This is a genomic window from Aridibaculum aurantiacum, from assembly GCF_017355875.1.
Lineage (GTDB): Bacteria > Bacteroidota > Bacteroidia > Chitinophagales > Chitinophagaceae > Segetibacter > Segetibacter aurantiacus.
Genome location: NZ_JAFEWC010000002.1, coordinates 36,419 through 57,935 on the forward strand (window position 1 = coordinate 36,419; position 21,517 = coordinate 57,935).

General features: G+C 43.7%; 15 protein-coding genes. 7 read left to right on the top strand and 8 right to left on the bottom strand.

The window, feature by feature from the left end; genetic code table 11:
* Window positions 1-23: 23 nt before the first annotated feature.
* The 4 genes from J4N22_RS11875 to J4N22_RS11890 form a co-directional block, all read right to left on the bottom strand.
* A complete protein-coding gene (locus J4N22_RS11875; protein ID WP_207494812.1) occupies window positions 24-1,928 on the bottom strand; it encodes a DUF294 nucleotidyltransferase-like domain-containing protein in 1,905 nt (634 codons plus the stop codon).
* Window positions 1,925-2,620 (bottom strand): 3'-5' exonuclease, encoded by a 696-nt coding sequence (locus tag J4N22_RS11880; protein ID WP_207494814.1) that lies wholly within the window; start codon window positions 2,618-2,620, stop codon window positions 1,925-1,927. The genes J4N22_RS11875 and J4N22_RS11880 overlap by 4 nt, the downstream gene beginning before the upstream one ends.
* A gap of 116 nt (window positions 2,621-2,736) precedes the next feature.
* Entirely contained in the window at window positions 2,737-5,268 is a 2,532-nt protein-coding gene (locus J4N22_RS11885) for an ABC transporter permease (protein WP_207494816.1), read from the bottom strand.
* Window positions 5,269-5,463: 195 nt separating this feature from the next.
* Window positions 5,464-6,138, bottom strand: coding sequence for an ABC transporter ATP-binding protein (locus tag J4N22_RS11890; protein WP_207494818.1), 675 nt, complete (start codon window positions 6,136-6,138; stop codon window positions 5,464-5,466).
* Between the two features lie 115 nt (window positions 6,139-6,253).
* Here J4N22_RS11890 and J4N22_RS11895 point away from each other — a divergent pair, with 115 nt between their 5' ends.
* Both J4N22_RS11895 and J4N22_RS11900 read left to right on the top strand, forming a co-directional pair.
* Window positions 6,254-6,931 (top strand): arylesterase, encoded by a 678-nt coding sequence (locus J4N22_RS11895; protein WP_207494820.1) that lies wholly within the window; start codon window positions 6,254-6,256, stop codon window positions 6,929-6,931.
* Between the two features lie 65 nt (window positions 6,932-6,996).
* On the top strand, window positions 6,997-8,217 hold the full coding sequence (locus J4N22_RS11900; protein WP_207494822.1) for a cation:proton antiporter: 1,221 nt from the start codon (window positions 6,997-6,999) through the stop codon (window positions 8,215-8,217).
* Between the two features lie 97 nt (window positions 8,218-8,314).
* Here the strand turns inward: J4N22_RS11900 and J4N22_RS11905 are convergent, their stop codons facing one another.
* Complete coding sequence (locus J4N22_RS11905) at window positions 8,315-8,527, bottom strand: hypothetical protein (RefSeq protein WP_207494824.1); 213 nt, start codon at window positions 8,525-8,527, stop codon at window positions 8,315-8,317.
* Between the two features lie 363 nt (window positions 8,528-8,890).
* Between J4N22_RS11905 and J4N22_RS11910 the strand changes: the two genes are divergently transcribed.
* The 4 genes from J4N22_RS11910 (at window position 8,891) to J4N22_RS11925 (ending at window position 14,638) form a co-directional block, all read left to right on the top strand.
* On the top strand, window positions 8,891-10,558 hold the full coding sequence (locus tag J4N22_RS11910) for an alpha-amylase family glycosyl hydrolase (protein WP_207494826.1): 1,668 nt from the start codon (window positions 8,891-8,893) through the stop codon (window positions 10,556-10,558).
* A gap of 12 nt (window positions 10,559-10,570) precedes the next feature.
* Window positions 10,571-11,914, top strand: a complete 1,344-nt coding sequence (locus J4N22_RS11915; RefSeq protein WP_207494827.1) for a BNR repeat-containing protein — start codon at window positions 10,571-10,573, stop codon at window positions 11,912-11,914.
* An 8-nt stretch (window positions 11,915-11,922) separates the two neighbouring features.
* On the top strand, window positions 11,923-13,065 hold the full coding sequence (locus J4N22_RS11920) for a glycoside hydrolase family 88/105 protein (RefSeq protein WP_207494829.1): 1,143 nt from the start codon (window positions 11,923-11,925) through the stop codon (window positions 13,063-13,065).
* Window positions 13,066-13,291: 226 nt separating this feature from the next.
* A complete protein-coding gene (locus tag J4N22_RS11925; RefSeq protein WP_207494831.1) occupies window positions 13,292-14,638 on the top strand; it encodes a hypothetical protein in 1,347 nt (448 codons plus the stop codon).
* Between the two features lie 101 nt (window positions 14,639-14,739).
* Here J4N22_RS11925 and J4N22_RS11930 read toward each other — a convergent pair whose 3' ends face one another.
* The 3 genes from J4N22_RS11930 to J4N22_RS11940 all read right to left on the bottom strand — a co-directional run bounded on the left by J4N22_RS11930 (window position 14,740) and on the right by J4N22_RS11940 (window position 20,238).
* Window positions 14,740-17,031 carry a GH92 family glycosyl hydrolase gene (locus J4N22_RS11930; RefSeq protein ID WP_207494833.1) on the bottom strand — a complete coding sequence of 764 codons (2,292 nt, stop codon included), beginning with the start codon at window positions 17,029-17,031 and terminating at the stop codon, window positions 14,740-14,742.
* Window positions 17,032-17,251: 220 nt separating this feature from the next.
* Window positions 17,252-19,837, bottom strand: coding sequence for a DUF4132 domain-containing protein (locus J4N22_RS11935; RefSeq protein ID WP_207494835.1), 2,586 nt, complete (start codon window positions 19,835-19,837; stop codon window positions 17,252-17,254).
* An 8-nt stretch (window positions 19,838-19,845) separates the two neighbouring features.
* Complete coding sequence (locus J4N22_RS11940; RefSeq protein ID WP_207494837.1) at window positions 19,846-20,238, bottom strand: hypothetical protein; 393 nt, start codon at window positions 20,236-20,238, stop codon at window positions 19,846-19,848.
* A 129-nt stretch (window positions 20,239-20,367) separates the two neighbouring features.
* On the opposite strand from J4N22_RS11940, the gene dinB reads away from it, so the two are divergent.
* Complete coding sequence (gene dinB / locus J4N22_RS11945) at window positions 20,368-21,516, top strand: DNA polymerase IV (protein WP_207494845.1); 1,149 nt, start codon at window positions 20,368-20,370, stop codon at window positions 21,514-21,516.
* The last annotated feature ends 1 nt before the right edge of the window (window position 21,517 follow it).

Consider the following 21,517-nt stretch of genomic DNA (forward strand, 5'->3'; position numbering starts at 1 on the left):
CCTTCCCTTCTTACAGCAAAGTCTTAATACAGCTCGTTTGTAAAGTCGATCTTGATCTTTGTCTGGAAGTTGTCAATTGTCTTAAAGATCTCCCTGATTGTGCTGATCTCGATCTTCGTCAGGTCGCCAATGTTCATATAGTTGTCAGGTTGTGTTAGATCATACAATATCTGCCTTGCCTGCTTTTTCAGTCGCAGGCTCATCAGGTAGTAGTACGATTGCAGCAGTTCAAGAAACTCTGTATCAGTGAACACTCCTTTGCTTCGTAAGGCCTTTAGGCGCTCACCTGTATTTACTTCAAACACCCGGTTCTTCAGGGCATACACACGCACAAGATCTACAATGGGTGTCATGGCTTTTTTTAGGTTAAACACTTCCATCTTCCCTTTGGTAAACGTGCGGATGTTTTTGAAGAAGGTAAGTGGCGGCTCGTACTGCAGTGCATTTTTTGCCATGAAATAAAACAGCTTACCCATTGGCTTTTGTAACTCCACGTCAAGAAAAGCACGCAGCTCATCCAGTATAGCTGCCTCTCCATATAACATACGGCAGTCAAAGAACGTGGAGAAGTTGATAGCTGTTTCTGGAATGGCTTGCAGCATCCAGTCCTGGTAAGTCCTTTTCCAATGAGAAAGAGAGTGCGTCCATCTAGGGTTCTTTGCCATGAAGTCGCCTGTGCAATACACAAAGCCAATTTCATTTAGCCGGTCCGATACCAGGGTGGCAAAGCGCAGGAAATATTCCCTTACCTCTTCGCGGTGTTCGTTGGCCTTGTCTTCGTAAATGATGGCATTGTCCTGGTCTGTTTTTAGCGTCTGTTCTTTACGCCCCTCGCTACCCAGCACCATGAAAACAAATTTTGCAGGCGGTGCACCCAGTTCTTCTATCACGCCTTCTATTACCTTCACGCCTATAGTGTCAGAAATGGTGGTGATCACCTGGTTCACGATCTCTGCATTTACGCCACGAGCCAGTAGCTGCGTTACGATTTTTGGCACCTGCTCCCACTTCTTCTTTAGCTCATCCAGTGTAAGCGCCAGCTTTACTGATTGTATAAACATCATCGGCGACTCCGCCTGTTCACTCAGCAATTTATTTCTACTGATACAGCCTATGTACTGCCCATTATCTTCTACCAGTATGTAACGAGCTTTATTGCTGAACATCTTCAATATTCCTTCAAATACAAAAGCATCCCGCGAAATAGATACAATAGGATTATCCATGATGGTATCTACTGGTTCTTCAGCATTTCTTCTTTTGCTTACCACATTATCGCGGAAGGTAATGTCGGTAGCATAGCCAACTATCTGTTTGTTATCATCCTTAACAAATATGCAGCTGATCTTAGCCTCCGCCATCATTGCCGAAGCCTTGTAGATGGGTGTGCTTCGATGGCAGCTGAGTATTTCACGATATTCCTTCTGCTCGATCTTCTTCGAATACAACTGGTCGGAGCCCAAGAAGTTTTGCTCGTACACCAGTGGCCGCTTGAAGAAATGTGCGAACTCAGCCTGCTGCATCCGGTTGCTAAAGTCACGCGTAAAAAACAGGAAGAAGTTGTCGTAGGTATTGCAGATGCTTTGAAAATCTTTGGCGTTCAGAAACCAGGTAACGGTTCCTCTTTTTGCCACAACTGTTTTGATTGATTTCTTTCCATTGAGCAAAAACGAAATGCCACCATACGTGGTACGCGGCAAGTGTTCTTCAGAGCAACGCTTGTTGTGCATGCTGTCGTAGAAAAAACTTTCATAGCTGCCTTGTACAATTATATCAAGGCCCTTCATGGTTGTTACCTCGTGTTTGTAAAGGATTGCCTCCCGCTGGTAATGCTTGGTTTCAATCTTAGTAGCAACATGCGCAAGCACCTCTGCAGGCAGCAGATCAAATGGCTGTACAGTTTTCAAAAATTCGATAATATCTGTCATGCTAAAGCAAGAATTATCAAGACGAACAAGATGGTTATGGGTAAGAGTGCGCAACCGAAATTACCGGTGCTCTTCTTAGGTTCTGTTATATGCTTTGCCGCCTGCTCTATGGATGCTTCAGTGATACATTGCCTGGCCATGAGTTCGAAGAAGCACTCTGCCGTAGCTCTTGCATCATCCAATGCATTGTGATGATTAGGTAGCTGTTTCTTGAATAACTTATTGTACAACGCAGGCAGGTTAAGGCAGCGCGGGTACGGGTTAATGGAAGATTTGCTGGTCACCAGCATGGTGCAGAAACACAGCTGGTTTACCAATGGATGCTCAATCCCCAGGCGATAGCAGTCGGCGCCGATCACCTGCATATCCAGCTCTATATAATGACCCACAACCAGCGGTTGATATTGTGCTACATCTTTTGCCAGGAGATCAAAGATCTCTTTTCTGTCTATACCGTTTTGCTGGAGGTAATCCTTGTTGATGCCGTGTATCCTGGTAGCTTCATCAGTGATCTCGAAATCATCGTTACCAACAAAATGGTTTTCTTCTTTTACAAATGCACCATCTTTTTTGTACACCATCCAGCTTACCTGCACGACATAAGGCCAGTTAGCATTGTTGCTAAATGGTTCATCCCAATTTTTTGGAAGCCCTGATGTTTCTGTATCGATGAACAAAAGGTAATTATGCATGCGCTTGTGATAGCCTGTTCCTTGCTATTTTGTAGGTTGTCAACAGGAGCACAAAAGGTCGGTTAAAACAACCAAACCCCGTGTTGAAGCTGTGAAGTTTTTGTTACGTGAAGATCTTAGGTTTCTTTCCTCAGCACTTCTAAAGGTGGTTTATTTAAGATGCTGCGGCTGTTCATTAAGCCAATAATTACAGTAAGTATGCTAATGGCAAACAGCACTATTACCAACGGAAGCGGCTCTACTACAAAGCTTGTTTTGAACAGGTATTTTGCCAAAGCCCAACTGCCCACCAGCGATAGTAAAATGCCTGTGGCTGCAGCCAATGCACCTAAGAAAAAATATTCCAGTGCAGTGATGACTATGATCTGTTTTCGGCTGGCACCCAATGTGCGCAGCAACACGCTTTCCTTCACACGCTGGTATCTGCTGATAAGCACCGAAGCAATCAACACGATCAAGCCAGTGATAATACTAAAGCCAGCCATGAATTTTATGACGAAGCCGATCTTGCTAAGAATATCATCCAGCGTTTTCAGCACCAGCCCAAGATCAATGATAGATACATTTGGAAACTGCCTTACCACTGCCTGTTGAAACCGTGCAGATGATTGTTCATTTTCTACACGTGTAAGCAGCACATGAAACTGTGGCGCTTCTTCCAGTACGCCTGTTGGGAAAACAACCAGGAAGTTGGTTTGTATCCTGTTCCAGTCCACTTCGCGCAGGCTTCCAACAGTGGTAGCTATCATAGCGCCTTGCACGTTGAACACCATGGTATCACCAATGGCTATGTTGTTTCTTTTAGCCCAACCTTCCTCCACAGAAATTTGAATGTTGGCACTGTTTCCTGTTGTACCTGTCCATTTTCCTTTATTAACCGTTTCAGATGCGGTTAATGAGTCGCGGTAGGTAACACGGTATTCTCTTGCAAAAATATTGCGTGGGGAAAGACTATCATCTTGATAGTTTGCTGATGTTCGGCTATTGATCTGCTGCAGCCGCATGTTCACAATCGGCACTTGCTGCAGTACAGGCAGCTTATGTTGCTGAGCAAGTGACAGTACCTGTTGCTGTTGCTGCGACTGTATGTCGAACAGCACCATGTTAGGCTGGTTGCCGCTTGCTGATAAAGTAATCCTGTTCAGCAGTATGCCTTGTACCGAAAGCAGGATGCAAATGAAAGCAGTACCCAATCCTATTGAAACGATGAGTATTACTGACTGGTTGTTGGGCCTGTACAAATTGGCCAGGCCTTGCCGCCACAGGTAGCTCCACGATGAAGGGAAGAATTTGCGTACGAGCCACATCATAAGCATGGCTACCAGTACAAGAAAAAGAAAAGCAACTACTACACCAATGGTAAAGAAGATGCTCCTGGTCCAGTTGCCCAATTGCAGGTAAGTAAACACCAGTACAAACAGCAGTATGAGCAGGTAAACCAGCCATTTTGCTTTGTCTTTAGTAGCGGTGTTCTCATCAACAGAAACCCGCAGTGTATTGAGCGGTGATATTTTGCGCAGCGATATCAATGGCAACAAGGCAAACAACAGGCTGATGAAAATGCCGAGGAGTATTCCCTGGCCAATAGCTCGCCACGATATAGCAGTGGTGATGGTTACAGCAACAAGATCTTTTAGCACCAGGGGAAGGAACTGCAGGATCAGGGTTCCTAATGCGGCGCCTAGCACTGCGCCTATACATCCAATGGCAACGATCTGTATCAGGTAAATGAGGAAAGCTTGCTTTGACTGAGTGCCCAGGCAGCGGAGGATGGCAATGGTGCTTATCTTTTCTTTGATGTAAATATGAATAGAACTTGCTACGCCCACACATCCTAACAGCAGCGCGATAAAACCAACCAGCGATAGAAAATTGTTCAGGTCGTTGAATGACCTTCCGCTGCTTTCTTTTTGTGTTTCTATGGTTTCTACATTATAACCTTCCTTATCCAGCTTTGGCTCTAACTGCTGCACCAGTTGCTGTACGTTCACCGTCTTATCCAGCTTGTAATAAAACCGGTAGTTAATGCGGCTGCCCTTTTGCGACAGCCCTGTCTGTTCGAGGTATTGCAGCGGTATATAAACAACAGGCGCTATGGAGCTGGATAATCCTGTCTGGCCGGGTGCTTTCATGAGTGTACCTGCTATCTCAAAAGTAACAGCACCTACTTTGATGCTATCGCCGGGTTGAGCATCGTATTGCAGCATGAGCGTATTATCAACCAGCGCAGCTTGCTTGTTCTTAAATGCTTTACCTGCATTCTGCGGCACCGTTTCCAGTTGACCATAATAGGGAAATGGCCCCTGCAGTGCCCGCACCTGTACCAGCCTTGTTCCCTGGTTCTTGGTAAACATCACCATGGAAGCAAAATATTGCTCTTCAGATCGCTCCTGTCCAATGGAATCGAGTAACTGCTGCATTGCGGGTTCTACAGGTTTATTGGTAGATACCTGCAGGTCGGCGCCAATAAGCGTAGCAGCCTGTTGATCTACATCGCGGCGCACATTATCCCCGAGCGAATAAATAGCAACCAGTGCTGCTATGCCCAGTATAATTGAGGAGATGAACAACAACAACCGGCTAAAGTTGCGCCTGCTATCGCGCCACGCCATTTTTATGAGCCACGAAAAGTTTACTCTGTTGTTCATGTGGTGAATAGTCAATAGTCAATGGTCAATAAAAACAATGGTCAGTTGTCAAGGTGCAAAAAGTCAAAAGTCAAAAGTCAAAAGTTAGAAAGGAGAACAGCCTGCATTCACCAACCCAGTATCCAGCATCCAGCATCCGATCACAGCCTCTCATCTTCCAGCATCCGCCATTAATCATCAATCTTAAATCGTCAATCATAAATCCTCAGTCATCCTCCCTCCCCTGATCTTGATGATGCGTTGGGTTTTTGCAGCAAGGTCAAGATCGTGTGTAACCAATACAAGCGTGGTTCCTGCTTGTTTGTTCAGGTCAAAGATCAGCTCAATGATCTTCTCACTTGTTTCGGCATCAAGACTGCCTGTTGGTTCATCGGCAAAAAGTATTTGAGGTTGATTACTAAATGCTCTTGCCAGCGATACCCGCTGCTGTTCACCACCACTCAGTTGCGATGGGTAATGATGCGCTCTGTCAGCAAGCCCTACTTTATCAAGCAATTCTAGCGAAGCTTTCTTTACCTTCTTTTCGCCGCGTAGTTCCAGCGGCACCATTACATTTTCCAGCGCAGTGAGCGTAGGTATCAATTGGAAGTTTTGGAAGATAAATCCTACATGCTGGTTACGTACCTGCGCACGTTCATCTTCACTCAGGTTATCCAGCTTTGTATTGTTAAGTTCAATCATTCCGCTGCTACTTCTGTCGAGCCCTGCACTTAAGCCAAGGAGCGTGGTCTTGCCACTTCCCGAAGGGCCAACAATGGCAAGCGTTGAGCCTGCCTCTACAGAAAAGCTAATATTGTCGAGAACCGTAAGCGTTTTCCCTGACCCGTTATATGTCTTGCTTACGTTCTGAAGGTTTAAGATGGTAGCCAAATTGCATTGATTTAATAAATTGCCAGAAGCGGTATAGGTAAAAATAGAAGAATATACGCGCAGAAAAAGTTAACACAGGCGAATTAGCCGCCGGCATAGACTAAACAGAAAATATATGATAAGACCATTGATACTCTTGATCTCACTTGCTATGGTAGTGGGCGCATGTAAAAATGAGAACAATAAAACTGCTGATGCTGATACAGCGAAGACAGGTAAGGCGGCCAGTGATCAGCTTACCAGGAATATTCTCTTCTTTGGTAACAGCTTGACTGCAGGTTATGGACTTGATCCTTCCGAAGCGTTTCCTTCTCTTATCCAGCAGAAGATTGATTCAGCAGATCTTCCTTATAAAGTGGTGAATGCAGGTGTAAGCGGCGAAACATCGGCAGGTGGTAAAGGCCGTATTGATTGGATATTGAAGCAGCCGGTTGATGTTTTCATTTTAGAACTGGGCGCCAATGATGGATTGCGCGGAGTTCCTGTAAATGAAACAAGAGCAAACCTCCAAACGATTATTGATAGGGTAAGGAAAAAATACCCGCAGGTAAAGATCGTGTTAGCAGGTATGCAGATACCGCCTAATATGGGTGAATCTTATGCCAATCAATTTCGCAATATGTATGTAGAACTGGCGGAAAAGAATAACGTAGTACTGGTTCCTTTTTTACTGGAAGGAGTAGGTGGCGTTCGGGAGCTGAACCTGCCTGATGGCATCCATCCCACCGCAGAAGGGCACAAGATAGTAGCCAACAATGTTTGGGCTGTGCTGGAAGATGTATTGCGACAGTAGCATCTTTTTCATCAGCAGCAACAGGGTGCAGTTGTTGCAAGTACAGTTTGTTTTAAACAAGCCAGATGAAAAGTTTTGAATTGGTACTTGCAATTGCAAGCTTCCTGTTGTTAGCATCAGGAATGGTATTCAAAAAGAACAAGCGCTCTCCATTCAGTGAACCTATAGTAGGCCTGGCTGCAGGAATACTGCTAGGGCCACAGGTACTGAGAGTACTGCAAATGCAGGAGTGGGGACCACCGGAGCAGATCATGCGGGTGGCCTGCCAGCTTACCATTAGTATGGCCCTGCTGGCTACAGCATTCCGCATTCCTAAAGGGTTTTTTCTTCAGCATAAAGGCCAACAAACGAAGCTGGTATTATTGGGCATGATCGGCATGTTCCTGGTTTCAGGTTTTATTATCAAGTTGGTATTTGGTTTCGACTGGACATTGTCGTTCCTGATTGGTGCTGTTATCACACCTACAGATCCTGTTTTAGCATCCACTATTGTGTCGGGCCAGGCAGCAGAAGATCTTCTGCCAGAAAGGATTCGTCATACCATTTCATTTGAATCTGGCGCTAATGATGGAATGGCCTATTCATTAGTCCTCCTGCCGATGCTGCTGTTAGAAAAAGGCAGTGAAGCTGTAACAGAATGGATGGTGAGAACGGTTTTGTACGAAACTGTTGGAGGAATAGTATTGGGAATGGTGATAGGATATTTAGCTGCCAAAACATTAGTGCTCGCCACTGCCAAAGGCTGGACAGCAAAGCCGGCTTTACTTGTGTTCTCACTTTCGCTGGGGTTCTTTGTGCTGGGATTACTTGAACTGATCCATATGAATGCGATAGTAGGTGTATTTGCAGCAGGTTTTATTGCCAATCATGAGCTGTCAAGAGAAGAAGATATAGAACAAGAGGAAGTGCAGGAAGCAATGGAAAGAATATTCACGCTGCCTGTGTTTTTCTTATTCGGCCTTATTTTGCCATGGCACGATTGGCTGATGATGGGCTGGAAAGCAGCAGCAGTAGTTGCAGGTATCTTACTACTACGTCGCCTTCCTGTTTTATTTGCTTTAGGACCTTTGCTGAAATTTCCTAAGAAGGATGACCTGGCCTTTATCGGTTGGTTCGGACCTATTGGAGTAGCTGCTCTTTTTTATGCCATGCATGCCTTACATAAGACTGGACATAACGAGGTGTGGCATGTAGCAAGTCTTATCATCTTTGCTTCTACCATCATTCATGGTATTACCGGTTACCATTTTGCAAAATGGTACAACAAAAAACATGGCAAGAGCTAGTGGCTAAAAAGAAGTGTGACCAAGGCTTTCATAACCATCTTCAAATAAAAAAGGAACATGATGCATGTTCCTTTCAGATAATGTTGAGACTGATGTTTTAATTCTTCCAAACAGGACCATATTGTTGGTCGCTGTGGTTCAATTTCTTGCCTGGAAAAAGAATATCTGCAGCGGTTTCATAACCCTCGTCAGAAACCTGCTGTAACATTTGATTTTTATTCGACTTGTTTTTCATGCGCACCAACTGGCTGACTGCAGCAAGTAATAATGTTGCGCCTCCTAATACTAATAGTTTTTCAGTTCTTGTCATCCCGTGGTTTTGTGCAAATTTATCAAAAGTTCGATGCTACACCATCAACTGTCAAAAAACCTTAACGAAGCCTATTCATTTTTAAACTGGCTAATGAACAAGAAAGCAGGCGATGGATGTAAGCTGGTTATCTTTTTGTTACCTGACAATTTTCATTGGTGGCTTTAGAAACTCTTGGTTTTCAAATTACATTGTCCCTTCTTCTTTTGGCAGAAAAAGATGATGATGTAGATGCTTTAGGATTCGGATCAATTTTAAATGCCTGCACCATCCGTTGCTGCCGATCATTAAATGATTAACAAACCTTGGCTATATTGCCAATTGTAACTCTTGCCGAAGGCTTATCTACAACAATGCAGCTGTATGAAAAACATCTTCCTGTTTCTACTGATCTGGGTTTGCTATTCATGCAAAAAAGCGGGACCCACTGTTGCACAGCCATCTACAGCTGCTATCTCTGCTTTACAATGTGCAACCGCCAACATCAGCGGGCAGGCTGTAGCAGGCAGGCCATTTAGCGGTACTTTAATTGTTCCGTATACAGGTGGAAATGGAGTGGCATATGCAGCAGGTGGCGGCATAGCATCTTCTGGTGTTACAGGTCTTACTGCTGTGCTGCAGGGTGGTACGCTTACCAATGGACAAGGCAGCCTATACTTTACCGTTTCTGGAACACCAGCGAGTGCAGGTGATGCATCTTTTAGTATATCATTTGGCCAACAGGCATGCACTTTTAAACTGCAGGTAGGTGCAGCTGAACCAACGCAATACGGAACTCCTTTCGCCAATGTGCCCGACAGGCAAGATGCAGTGATCTACCAGGTGAATATGCGTGCATTTAGTGCCAGCAGTAATTTTGCCGGCGTAACAGCACGGCTTGATTCCATAAAAGCTTTAGGTGTAAACGTGGTTTACCTGATGCCTATTTACCCGGTAGGTACAACAAGAGCTTTTAATTCTCCATACAGTATAAAAGATTTTACTGCCGTGGGTGCTGAGTTCGGTACGCTTACTGACCTGCGTACATTGGTAGATGGTGCACATACCAGGAATATGGCTGTTATTGTTGATTGGGTGGCCAATCATACGGCGTGGGATCATCCGTGGATCGTAAGCAACAAAGACTGGTACATGCAGGATGCTGCGGGAAATATAATCAGCCCGCCGGGAATGGGTTGGAGTGATGTGGCTCAACTGAATTTCAACAATGCGGCTATGCGGCTTGAAATGATCAGGAGCATGAAGTACTGGATCTATGCCGCCAACATAGACGGCTTCCGGTTCGATCATGCTGATGGGCCACCAGTAGATTTCTGGAGGCAAGCGGTTGACTCGCTTCGAGATATCTCTTCACATAAATTACTGCTGCTTGCTGAAGGAGCTCGAAACAATCATTTTACTGCCGGGTTTGATATGATCTATGGCTTTGGATTTTTTGGCAACCTGAAAAACGTTTTTAATAATAATCAGCCTGCTACCATCATTGACGGACTGAACAATATAGAGTATACCAATGCTACCGGTGGTCAGCAGGTGGTGCGGTATACTACCAACCATGATGTGAATGGATCGGATGGAACGCCACAGGAAGTGTTTGGAGGCATTCGTGGATCAATGGCAGCTTTTGTGGTAGCCGCTACTATGAAAGGCGTACCAATGATCTATAATGGCCAGGAAGTAGGCACGCCATTCAGGCTTACTTTTCCTTTTACCAGTGCAGATATTAACTGGAACTTGAACCCTGAGCTGACAACCGAGTATAAGAAGATCATAGCTTTCAGGAATAGCAGCGCGGCCGTTAGAAGAGGACAATTGGTTTCTTTCACCAACGCCAATGTGTGTGCATTTACCAAAGAGCAAGGATCCGAAAAAGTGTTTGTCATCTCCAACCTCAGGAACCAAAATATCAGTTTTACATTACCAACTTCTGTGGCTAACAGCACCTGGATAGATGCTATGAGTAATACAACTGTAGCTCTGGGAGCATCCATTTCATTAGCTCCTTATGCTTATTATTTACTAAAACAATAACCTCCTGCTTTGTTGCCCCACTACCTTTTCAAGTCTATTATCAACAGGTGTTTAGCAATGTTGCTGCTGGTACTACTGGCAAATGAAAGCCCTGCACAGCAAGCAGTAAAAGGCGTGGAAATCATTCCTGTGGATTCGGGCTGGGCGAACAATTCAATCAACGCGGTGGTATTCAGGAAAAATTCTTTAGTTACATTTCGCGATACGCAGTTTATTGCATTCTATGATCCAACAAGTCATGTGGTGCTTGGGAAGCGCCGGCTGGGAAGTACAAACTGGATCTTGCAAAAAACAGAACATAAAGGAAATACAAGCGATGCGCATAACTCCATCAGCATAATGGTGGATGGTGCGGGTTACCTGCATGTGGCGTGGGATCATCATAACAACGCACTGCGTTATATGCGAAGCATTAGCCCGGGTTCTTTACAAATGATCAGTAAGATGCCAATGACAGGAAAGCTTGAAGGGCGGGTTAGTTATCCTGAATTTTTCAAGCTACCGAACGGCAACTTGTTGTTTTTTTACCGCGATGGAGGCTCAGGACAGGGCAATCTCGTGATCAATCAATACAATGTTGTGACCCAACAGTGGGAGCAATTGCATAGCAACCTGGTAGATGGGCAGAAGAAAAGAAATGCTTATTGGCAGGCGTGTGTAGATGGTGCCGGCACTATTCATGTTTCGTGGGTCTGGCGCGAAAGCCCGGATGTTGCCAGCAACCATGACATGGCTTATGCACGTTCTGTTGATGGCGGCAAAACCTGGGAGCGCTCTACGGGTGAAAAATATGTTTTACCTATAACAGCAGCCACTGCTGAATATGCGTTGCGTATACCACAAAAGAGCGAGCTGATCAACCAAACATCTATGACTACCGATGATAAAGGCAATCCTTTCATTGCTTCTTATTGGAAAGACAGTGGAAGCATGGTGCCGCAGTATCACATCATCTTTCACAATGGGAAACAATGGCGGACTGCAACTATACCTATTCGTAAAACTTCTTTTAGTTTAAGTGGTGTGGGATCTAAACGAATACCTATTTCGCGGCCGCAGGTAATGGTAAAAGGTAAGGGCGATAAGGCATCGGTGTTGCTTGTATTCAGAGATGAAGAAAGGGGCAGCAAAGTATCTGTTGCTACCAATAAAAAGATGCGCAGGAACCGGTGGAAGGTTTACGATCTTACAAACAGGTCTGTAGGTAGTTGGGAGCCATCATTTGATACAGAGCTTTGGCGCGAAAAGCAACAACTACATTTGTTTGTTCAGTATGTAGAGCAGGTAGATGGGGAAGGCAAGGCGGCTATCTCTCCACAAATGGTTGAGGTGCTGGAATGGAAACCAAAATATTAGTTCAACTTATGATTCAGCGTTCACAGATTTTTCTTCTTTTAGTTTTTACTGTTTTACTAAGCAGTTGCTCCTCTCAAAAAAGAACTGCTTCTATACATACAAACAAAGCAGAAGTATTATCCATCATCAACAAAGTGAATGGCTATTGGCAGGCAAATCATCCTCCACAGCAAAAAGCTTTTTGGGATGTGGCTGCCTACCATACAGGAAATATGGAGGCATATGCAGTGACAAAAAATGAAGCATATAGAAAGTATTCTGAAGCATGGGCGGAGCATAATAAATGGCAAGGCGCCACATCAAAAAACAAAGCAGAATGGAAATATGCCACGTACGGAGAGAAAAATGATTTTGTATTATTTGGTGACTGGCAGATATGCTTTCAAACATATATAGACTTATACAACCTGGATAAAGACCCAAAGAAAATAGAACGTGCTATAGAAGTGATGGAGTACCAAGTGAGCACAAAAAACAATAATTATTGGTGGTGGGCCGATGGATTATATATGGTAATGCCGGTGATGACCAAAATGTATAAGCTCACCGGCAACAAGGTTTACCTCGACAAGCTGTATGAATATTTTACTTACGCGAAAGGTATTATGTACGACAGCGAAGAGAAGCTTTTTTACCGGGATGCCAAATATGTATATCCAAAACATAAGAGCGCTAATGGTAAAAAAGATTTTTGGGCACGTGGCGATGGTTGGGTGTTTGCCGGTTTGGCTAAAGTGCTGCAGGATCTGCCGAAAGATAATGAGCACCGACAAGAGTTTATTTCTATCTATAAAGGAATGGCTGAAGCAATAAAAGCTAGCCAGCAGCAAGAAGGATATTGGACACGAAGTATGTTGGATAGTGCTCATGCACCAGGACCTGAAACCAGTGGAACCGCTTTTTTTACTTATGGTTTTCTGTGGGGAATGAACAATGGAATATTACCAGCAAAGGATTATAGGCAAGTAGTAGAAAAGAGTTGGAAATATCTAACCAAAACAGCCTTGCAACAAGATGGTAAAGTAGGTTATGTTCAGCCTATTGGTGAACGTGCAATCCCAGGGCAGGTGGTAGATAAAAATTCAACAGCCAATTTTGGTGTGGGTGCTTTTTTATTGGCAGCGTGTGAGATGTATAGGTATCTAAAATAGCATTACACCATTGTGTTAATGCTATCATTATCTTCTGTTTCTTATGATGTTTTAAGTAACTTTTACACCGGTGGTTAACCCCTATATTTAATCAATGTTTTTGAGCACAAATAGCAAAATATTTTTCCTGCTGATTTGGTTGATGATTTCAGGGGCTTGTGCCAGTGCTCAAAAAATTGAATACAGCAGGCAGACGTTTTCTCACCCTTATGCTGATGTTACACAATTGGTAACAAATATTTCCGGTAAGCACCATTTAATTACTTTTCTGTCTGATAAAAAACCTGCCATTCACATTTTTGACCAGAAGTTGCAATTGGTCTCTCAAAGAGAAATAAATTTTAGGTTTAAAAAACAGCAAGTAGTCCATGTAATACCTTTTAAAGAACATTATTTTATTTATGTACATCAACCTGCAGGTGAAAATGTTATTTGGCGAATTGATGAAGATGGGAAGGCAGTTGAATTGAGTGCTGCACTTAAAGGTTTTATCGATAGCACCCTCAAAAAGAGAATTACTAACATAGAAATTTCCAACAACCAGGATGAGCTATTTATTACTTCCAATATTTATTACCCAGAAGTAGAAACGGTAGTAAGTACTGTTGCACAAATGGATAAAGATTTAAAAGTTGTGTCTACCAATAAACTCGCTTTTCCTTATAAAGCATCAGATAGATTAAAGCAAGTTGAGCTGCATGGAAAAGATCTTTTTTTACTGAAGCGTTCGGTAGATAGTGCAGGCTACACGTTACATTTAATGAAAGGAGATCGTGCAACTGGCAAAATAACCAGGTGTTCCTTTTCAAGTAATGTAGATTATACATTAGCTGCATTTAATAATAATTCATCTGACTCTTCTATCACGCTGTATTCAATTGTTCGAAATGATATTTTCCTGACTAAAGTGAATAATAATTTAGAAGAAATAGTTCCGGTGAGCTTGGTTAAAGGACAATTTAGGGGACGTGTGGCTAGTACATTTTTTTCCGTTCCTGGAATGAAGGAGAGCATTGAAACAACTCTTCCATTATTCTCCACCCAGTATACGCGACCATACAGGGAGCCTTTGTTGCCAACTGTAGATGCAATCGCAAATGAGCCCAGTGCCTTCCAGAGAATGTACGAGACCAATGATCAATATGCGCAAAGGCTATTCAGAGAAACTAATATCAATAACAGAAGTAATTCCGATTCTAGGTTAAGGCAAAACCGGCAATTAACACCTTCTTTTCCTGTGCGTATATCTGTATTAGACAATCAATTTAAATTGATCAATAGCAGGATTATTTCTGCAGAAGAAGAGGATAAACGTATTGAAACATCTTCAGTTGCCAATGTGCAGCTTAAGGGCAAAAACTTTTACATTTTTGCTCAACATTTTCCAGGTAAGAAGCAAGGGCTGCTGGCAGTAACCAATAATGAACAAAATGAATTTACTACCTCTGACATTAGGGTATTTGAGAAGTACAATTTCCTGCTACAACAAGTGCAAGCTGTTGACTACGAATATATCCTACTACCCTACACGCATAAACGTATGATGGGATTGGTGAAAATAACTTTGAACTAAACGGATGTTTTTTTAAGTAACTAGTCGGTAAAAGAATACTCATATTCTGTTGTTGCAATAATTTTTTCTACCTGAGTTATAAGAAGCTGTAAAATATTAGCCTATTTGTTTTTGTCGCTAAAGGAATAAGGAAATGCGGCAGTTGTTGTCCCTCGTTTTTTGTTCGGCTTATCGCTCATTTCAAAATGTAGTTTCGCTCCTTTCATAAGTTCAAAATGCTCCAGGTAATTTTTGTGGTATGGCTTACCGTTTAGTGTCATCCTATTTATATACCTGTTGTTATCGCTGTTCTTGGGTGCAGATATATGTATTAATTTACCATTCTCTAATTGTAATGTGATTTTTTTAAAATAGGGTGTACCTAAAACATACTGCGTAGTGCCGGGGCAAACAGGATAAAAACCCATTGCAGAAAATATATACCATGCAGAAGTCTGGCCATTGTCTTCATCGCCGCAGTAACCATCAGGTGTAGGTCGATACATCCTGTTCATTGTTTCCCTAATCCAGTATTGTGTTTTCCATGTTTCACCAGCCCAATTGTACAGGTATATCATATGCTGGATGGGTTGGTTGCCATGAGCATACTGACCCATATTTGCCACCTGCATTTCACGTATCTCATGTATAACACCGCGGTAGTAACTTTCATCAAATACAGGAGGCATGATGAACACAGAGTCAAGCATCTTTACAAAATGCCGTTGTCCTCCCATCAGCTCCCTCAGGCCTTTTACATCATGAAAAACGCTCCACGAGTAATGCCAGCTATTACCTTCAGTAAAAGCATCACCCCACTTGAATGGATTGAACGGCGATTGAAAACTACCATCCTTATTACGTCCTCTCATCAGCTTCAGTGTTGAATCAAACAGGTTGCGATAGTTCTGGCTTCGCCTGGCGTACAGGTCTATCTCAGCCTGTGGTCTTTTCAATGCCTTTGCTAACTGGTAGATCGTAAAATCGTTGTAGGCATATTCTAAAGTGCGTGCTGCATTTTCATTAATCTTTACATCGTAAGGAACATAGCCGAGTTCATTATAATATTGAACACCTGCGCGTCCTACAGCAGTTAACGGACCTTCATTATTAGCACCTTTTAGCAGCGCTTCGTACAGTGTATTGATATCATACCCACGCAAACCTTTTATGTAAGCATCAGCAACTACAGAGGCTGAATTGTTTCCAATCATGACGTTCCTGTAGCCTGGGCTCGACCACTCAGGCAACCATCCGCCCTCCTTGTAAGCATTTGCGAGCCCTTCCTGCATCTCTTTGTTGATGCTTGGGTACAGCAGGTTAAGGAACGGATACAGTGCACGGAAGGTATCCCAGAAGCCAGTGCCGCCAAACAAGTAGCCTTTTTCTATTTTACCATTGTACGGGCTGTAATGAACTGCATTGCCTGCGGCATCTATTTCATATAGCTTGTTTGGAAATGAAAGTGTGCGATACATGCAGGAGTAAAAAGTTCTCACCTGGTCTACAGTGCCACCTTCTACTTTTATTTTGCTCAATAGTTTATTCCAAAGCCCTTTAGATTTCTGCATGGTAGTATCAAATGATTCATTTGCTACTTCACGCTGCAGGTTTAGTTCTGCCTGCTCATAGCTGATGAATGACGATGCAATCTTTACATTGATCTTTTCTCCATTACTGGTATTAAATCCAACGACAGCGCCTGCATGATCTGCTGTTACAGTAAGGGAATCTTTTATCAATGTACTATCGCGCCATGTGGTAGAAAAAGTAAATGGCTTATCAAAAAGCATGACGAAATAGTTCCGGAAGTTTTGAGTAACGCCACCACTGTTGCGCGTAGAATATCCAATGATCTTTTGCTGACCTGGAATGATGGTAACAGAAGAGCCGCGGTTGAATGCATCTACTACAACAAACGCACTATCAGTTTGCGGAAATGTAAAACGGAATTGTGCTGCACGTTCAGATGTTGTTAGCTCTGTTGTTACATCTGCATCGGCGAGGTAAACGCTATAGTAATAAGGCTTGGCTACTTCCGCTTTATGCGAGAACCAACTCGCTCTATCATTTTGCCTGAACTTCAGGTGATGTGTTACCGGCATGATCGAGAACTGGCCGTAGTCATTCATCCACGGACTTGGCTGGTGCGTTTGTTTGAAGCCACGGATCTTGTCTGCACTGTATTGGTATTGCCAGCCATTGCCCATCTCGTTGGTTTGAGGCACCCATAAATTCATTGCCCAGGGTACAGCAATGGCCGGGTAAGTATTGCCATTAGAAAAGCTGATCTTAGAATCTGTCCCCATCAGCGGGTTCACCCATTCTTCTGGGTTGTTTACCTGTAATACCTGCTGCGCCTTTGCAGCAAGAGAAATAAAAAGAGTTAGTAAAGCAATGGCAGATTTGAGCATGACTAAAAGTAAGAAAGCTGCAAGCAATTATCATCATCAGCAGTAACCTGTATGGATATAAACTAGTTTTTTACAACTCCTGATACAGGCGTTGCTGTGTTAGAAGCCACAACAAAAAGATTATATCGTTTACTTGTTGCTGAAAATGTTTTACATCATAATGGCTACCTCTAATGAAGTAGCCATTATATTTAGTTCAATCACTAATTACCGATTGCTGTTACCTGGTATTGATCTGGCTGGTAATTGTTGGATCAGTTATTTTATCGTCATCAGCTAAGAGCACTGCTTTGCTGAGAATGACAGATAAACCATTGTCTCCTTCAAACGGCAGGAACAGCGTGGATGCATTATCTGTACTTCTTCCTGGAACTATACACAGGTATTGATCATTGGGTTCCATCAATATATTGGTACTGCCAATATGTATTTTATAAGTCCTAAGCTTTCCTTTTACCACCAGGAACTTGTCTCGAATTGTCGCCACCTTTCCCACCTTCAACCTTGGCAGCATTCGCTCCAGGATAGACTTTCTTGTTTTTGCTACTTCGGTCAGGTCGCCAAAAGAATAAGCTTGCCAGTAGTCCCTGTAAGCCGGTAGTCCTCCACTGTCGCGCCACTGCGGATCGTTGCCTACACTGGCTACACCTACAAACAGATCCACGTCGCGCATCACTTCGCTAAAAGCCAGTGCCGGAACATCCAGCAGTTCAATTACTGTACGAGTGCCCGTGCGTACGAAACGTACCTGGTCCGTTGCTACATACAGCCATATACCTGTATCATTATAAGCATCTTCAGCATTCACTTCATTTATCCAAAATTCAGCTGTAAGACCATAATCAGGTAGTTCTATACATGCAATTTCATTATCCCGTCCATCATCGTAACTGCCAAGCAGGCTGTACTTCCAGCCGCGGGTCTTAGCCAGCGAGTTAAACTGGTGTTGCTTCAAAATATGCGCAGCCATCCGGTTGCTATAGGTACGCGTAGTTATCTCTGCATCCGTAAGCAGGTATACCTCTCTGAATGCCTGCTTAAGCGGTTGAACGATTTCGCGTTCTACTAAAAAATTTCTCCAGTCACTTATCTCCTGTACACTGCTGGCTACCGGGTGCCAAAGGCGTACAAGTGTATCCTCGCCTGGTTCAAATGACAATACACCTTGTAAGCTTACCCACTGATCATCCAGGTAAAGCACGTTCTCCTTTTTACCACCTTCCTCTAAGGTCCAGATCATCTTGCGTGCAAACAAGCACATCAATCCATGGTTGAGGTAGTACTCCTGGAACTGCTGCCACCGCAGGCTTCTTCCGCTCTTGAACATCCTGTCTATCCTATCGCGCTGCGCTGTAGATGTAAGTTCTACCTGCTTGATCGTGTCTTTTATCTTCTTAAGCTTAGCAGCATGTTTTTCTTTAACAACAGCAGGTACAGACTTCTGTGGGCTGCCATCTGGTTTAAACCAAAGCAACTCCGTTTTGCCGGTTGCTACATGATTAAGCACTGCTTTAAAACCATCAAATTCATATGTTTTAGAACCGAGTTCAAGGTCAAAATCATCCACCGCCATATCCTCAATTTCATGCAAGCTCACCCCTTGCTTTTCTGCAGCATTGAGCATGTATTTATTGATGAGGTTTTGCGTGTTGTTTTGTTTGATGCGCAACTTCAGTCGGGATAGAAGCCCAACGCCATCAAGTCCTTTTACATTGCCTAATACATAAATGCAAGCATTACCTACTGATGGAGCGGCAGGTCCTTGTCCAGGTATTTTCCGATAAGCTCTTTCTGCCAATGCGGCAAGGTTGAACAATGTATTCTTGTCATGGAAATGAACACACATCCAGATGAACCCTTTCAGTATATCAAGATTTTGAGCAGTAAGAAAAGTAGTGTTGCTATACGTATATACCTGGCCGTTGTGCTCATTGGTGTATTCAGTCACTTTATCTTTCAAAGAGGCTACATATACGAACCAGTCGTTTACTACGTGTTTGAATTTCGCTGCACCAAACGCTTCAAACAGCGTCTTTGCCTCGTCCACATATTTTTTTGATGGCGAGCCACCGGAAGCTTTCTGTGCATGCTGCATCAGTTTAAACCATTGCTGCCTGTCTGTATCATTCATGGCTTCAATGGCAGCGTTGGCATGTACAGCCAGATCATCATTAGCTACAAACCAGGTCGGTTTCACCAAGCCCTGGTTGTTGGTGCTGCTAAACAAAAGCTGGTCGATCTTCTCTATGATTTTTGCCTGCTCTTTAGCAGCATAATAATGTTGATCTTTCTGAACACGATCTTTCAAGGAAGAAAGTATTTCCAATAAATCCTTCGAAGCCGCTCTTGTCTTTAATTGCTTTTCTACCTGCCCAATAACCGCCGCTATAGGCCAGTGCATGAGGCTGGAGCTGTTGTACCTTCTGTAGGTAAAAAACATCTGCAACACACCAATGATGTCTTCATCATCCATGCTAAGCCGCATCTTTAGAAGGTGTCGTAGAATACTATCATACATATTCGCCAGTAACGCTTCTTTGTCGTTGCTACTCCACGAGTTGTTGCCGGTGGTAAACTTAGCTATGCTTTTTATGGCTGTTTGTAATAGCAGAACTTTCTCTTTGTCAGAAAGGCTAACAACCTGCTGTTTAAACACCTCGTTCTCATTCGGCTTAAACTCCCAATAGTGTACGTTTGTTTTTACAAACTCGCGGTACATCTCATCCATCATCTGCTCAAATGGATTACCACTGTCTTTGCCGCTAATGCTGCTAACGGCCTTTTTGATAGCGTTAAGAATACTCATACGGGATATTAGCCGCCAACAAGAGGCGTTAGTTTGATAAAGGAGATTTCAGTCTTTGGGTTGATAACGATCATCTGCTCAAGGCTCTCTGCTTGTATGTTGTCAATAAGCATGAAGTATCCGTTGCGGTTGAACGCTTCCAGTGCTACGAGTACTTGCTTTTCTGCATCTACCTTTCTTCGTTGTTTCATTTTGAAACCATTCAACGTTACTTCAGCTTCGCCGGGTTGCACCAATCCCTGGTAGTATTCAGGCAGCCTGTTGTTGTACTGTTCTACCTCCGCCGTTACCCGTGCGGTAATGATCTCCTGTACTGTAGCTAATTCATTATTGAATGAAACGCGGGTCTCATTTATCACCTTGCCGCCGGCCGTTTCATCTTTTATGGTAAGTGTAACCATGCAGTTGTTTTGCGGTCAATCTAAAGCTTTTTCTTAGTATTTGCAGCAGAACGAGGAAGCTTTTCTTTTAGCTTATTTTGCTAAATATTTTAGCAAAACCATTTAAATCCTCTAGCTTTGTTGGCGGAAATGAAAGACGAACGAACCATAGCGCATTATGACCTGGATGCCTTCTTCGTAAATGTAGAATGCCTGAAAAACCCTAAGCTAAAGGGCAGGCCACTGCTGGTAGGAGGGCATAGTGACAGGGCAGTAGTAGCTGCCTGCAGCTACGAAGCGCGGAGCTTTGGTATTCACTCAGCCATGCCTATGAAACTGGCCCGGCGGCTATGCCCACAGGCCACGATCATCTCGGGCGATATGGAGTCGTACAGCAAATATTCCACATTGGTAACGGATATTATACGCGACACCGCGCCCTTGTTTGAAAAAGCCAGTGTAGACGAGTTCTATGTTGACCTTACCGGCATGGACAAGTTCTTTGGGTGCAACCTGTACAGTGAGGAGCTGCGCAAAAAGATTTACGCAGAAAGTGGATTGCCGATATCTAAAGGCTTATCCATCAACAAGCTGGTAAGTAAGGTAGCAACTGACGAGGCCAAGCCCAATGGTCACAAAGAAGTGCCTTCGGGAATGGAGCGATCTTTTCTTGCGCCGCTGCCGGTAGAAAAGCTGCCAATGGTTGGGCAAAAAACGGCGCAGCTACTTCGGCAAATGGGTGTACGTACCATACAGACACTCAGCGAGATCCCGGTGGAGATGATGAATAACCTGATGGGCAAGAACGGGCTGGAGCTATGGCGCCGGGCTAATGGTATTGATGATACGCCTGTCGTTCCTTTCCACGAGCAAAAGAGCATCAGCACTGAAAACACCTTTGAAAGCGACACGATTGATATACGTTTTTTGAACGCACAACTGGTAAAGATGACGGAGCGGATAGGGCATGAGCTGCGGCAGCAAAATAAGCTGACAGGCTGTATAACCATCAAGATCCGGTATGCCGACTTCAATACACTAACAAAGCAACAAGCCATACCCTATACATCTGCTGATCACCTTTTGCTAGCAAGGGTAAAGGAGCTATTTACCAGGCTTTACGACAGGCGACTACTGGTGAGGCTCATCGGCATACGGTTTTCCAACCTGGTGCCCGGCAATTACCAGATCAACCTGTTTGACGATACCAACGAGGACATCAAGCTCTACCAGGCGCTCGATCATTTGAACAATCGCTATGGCCGCTCCATGGTAGTAAGAGCCAGCGGTATGCTTTAAT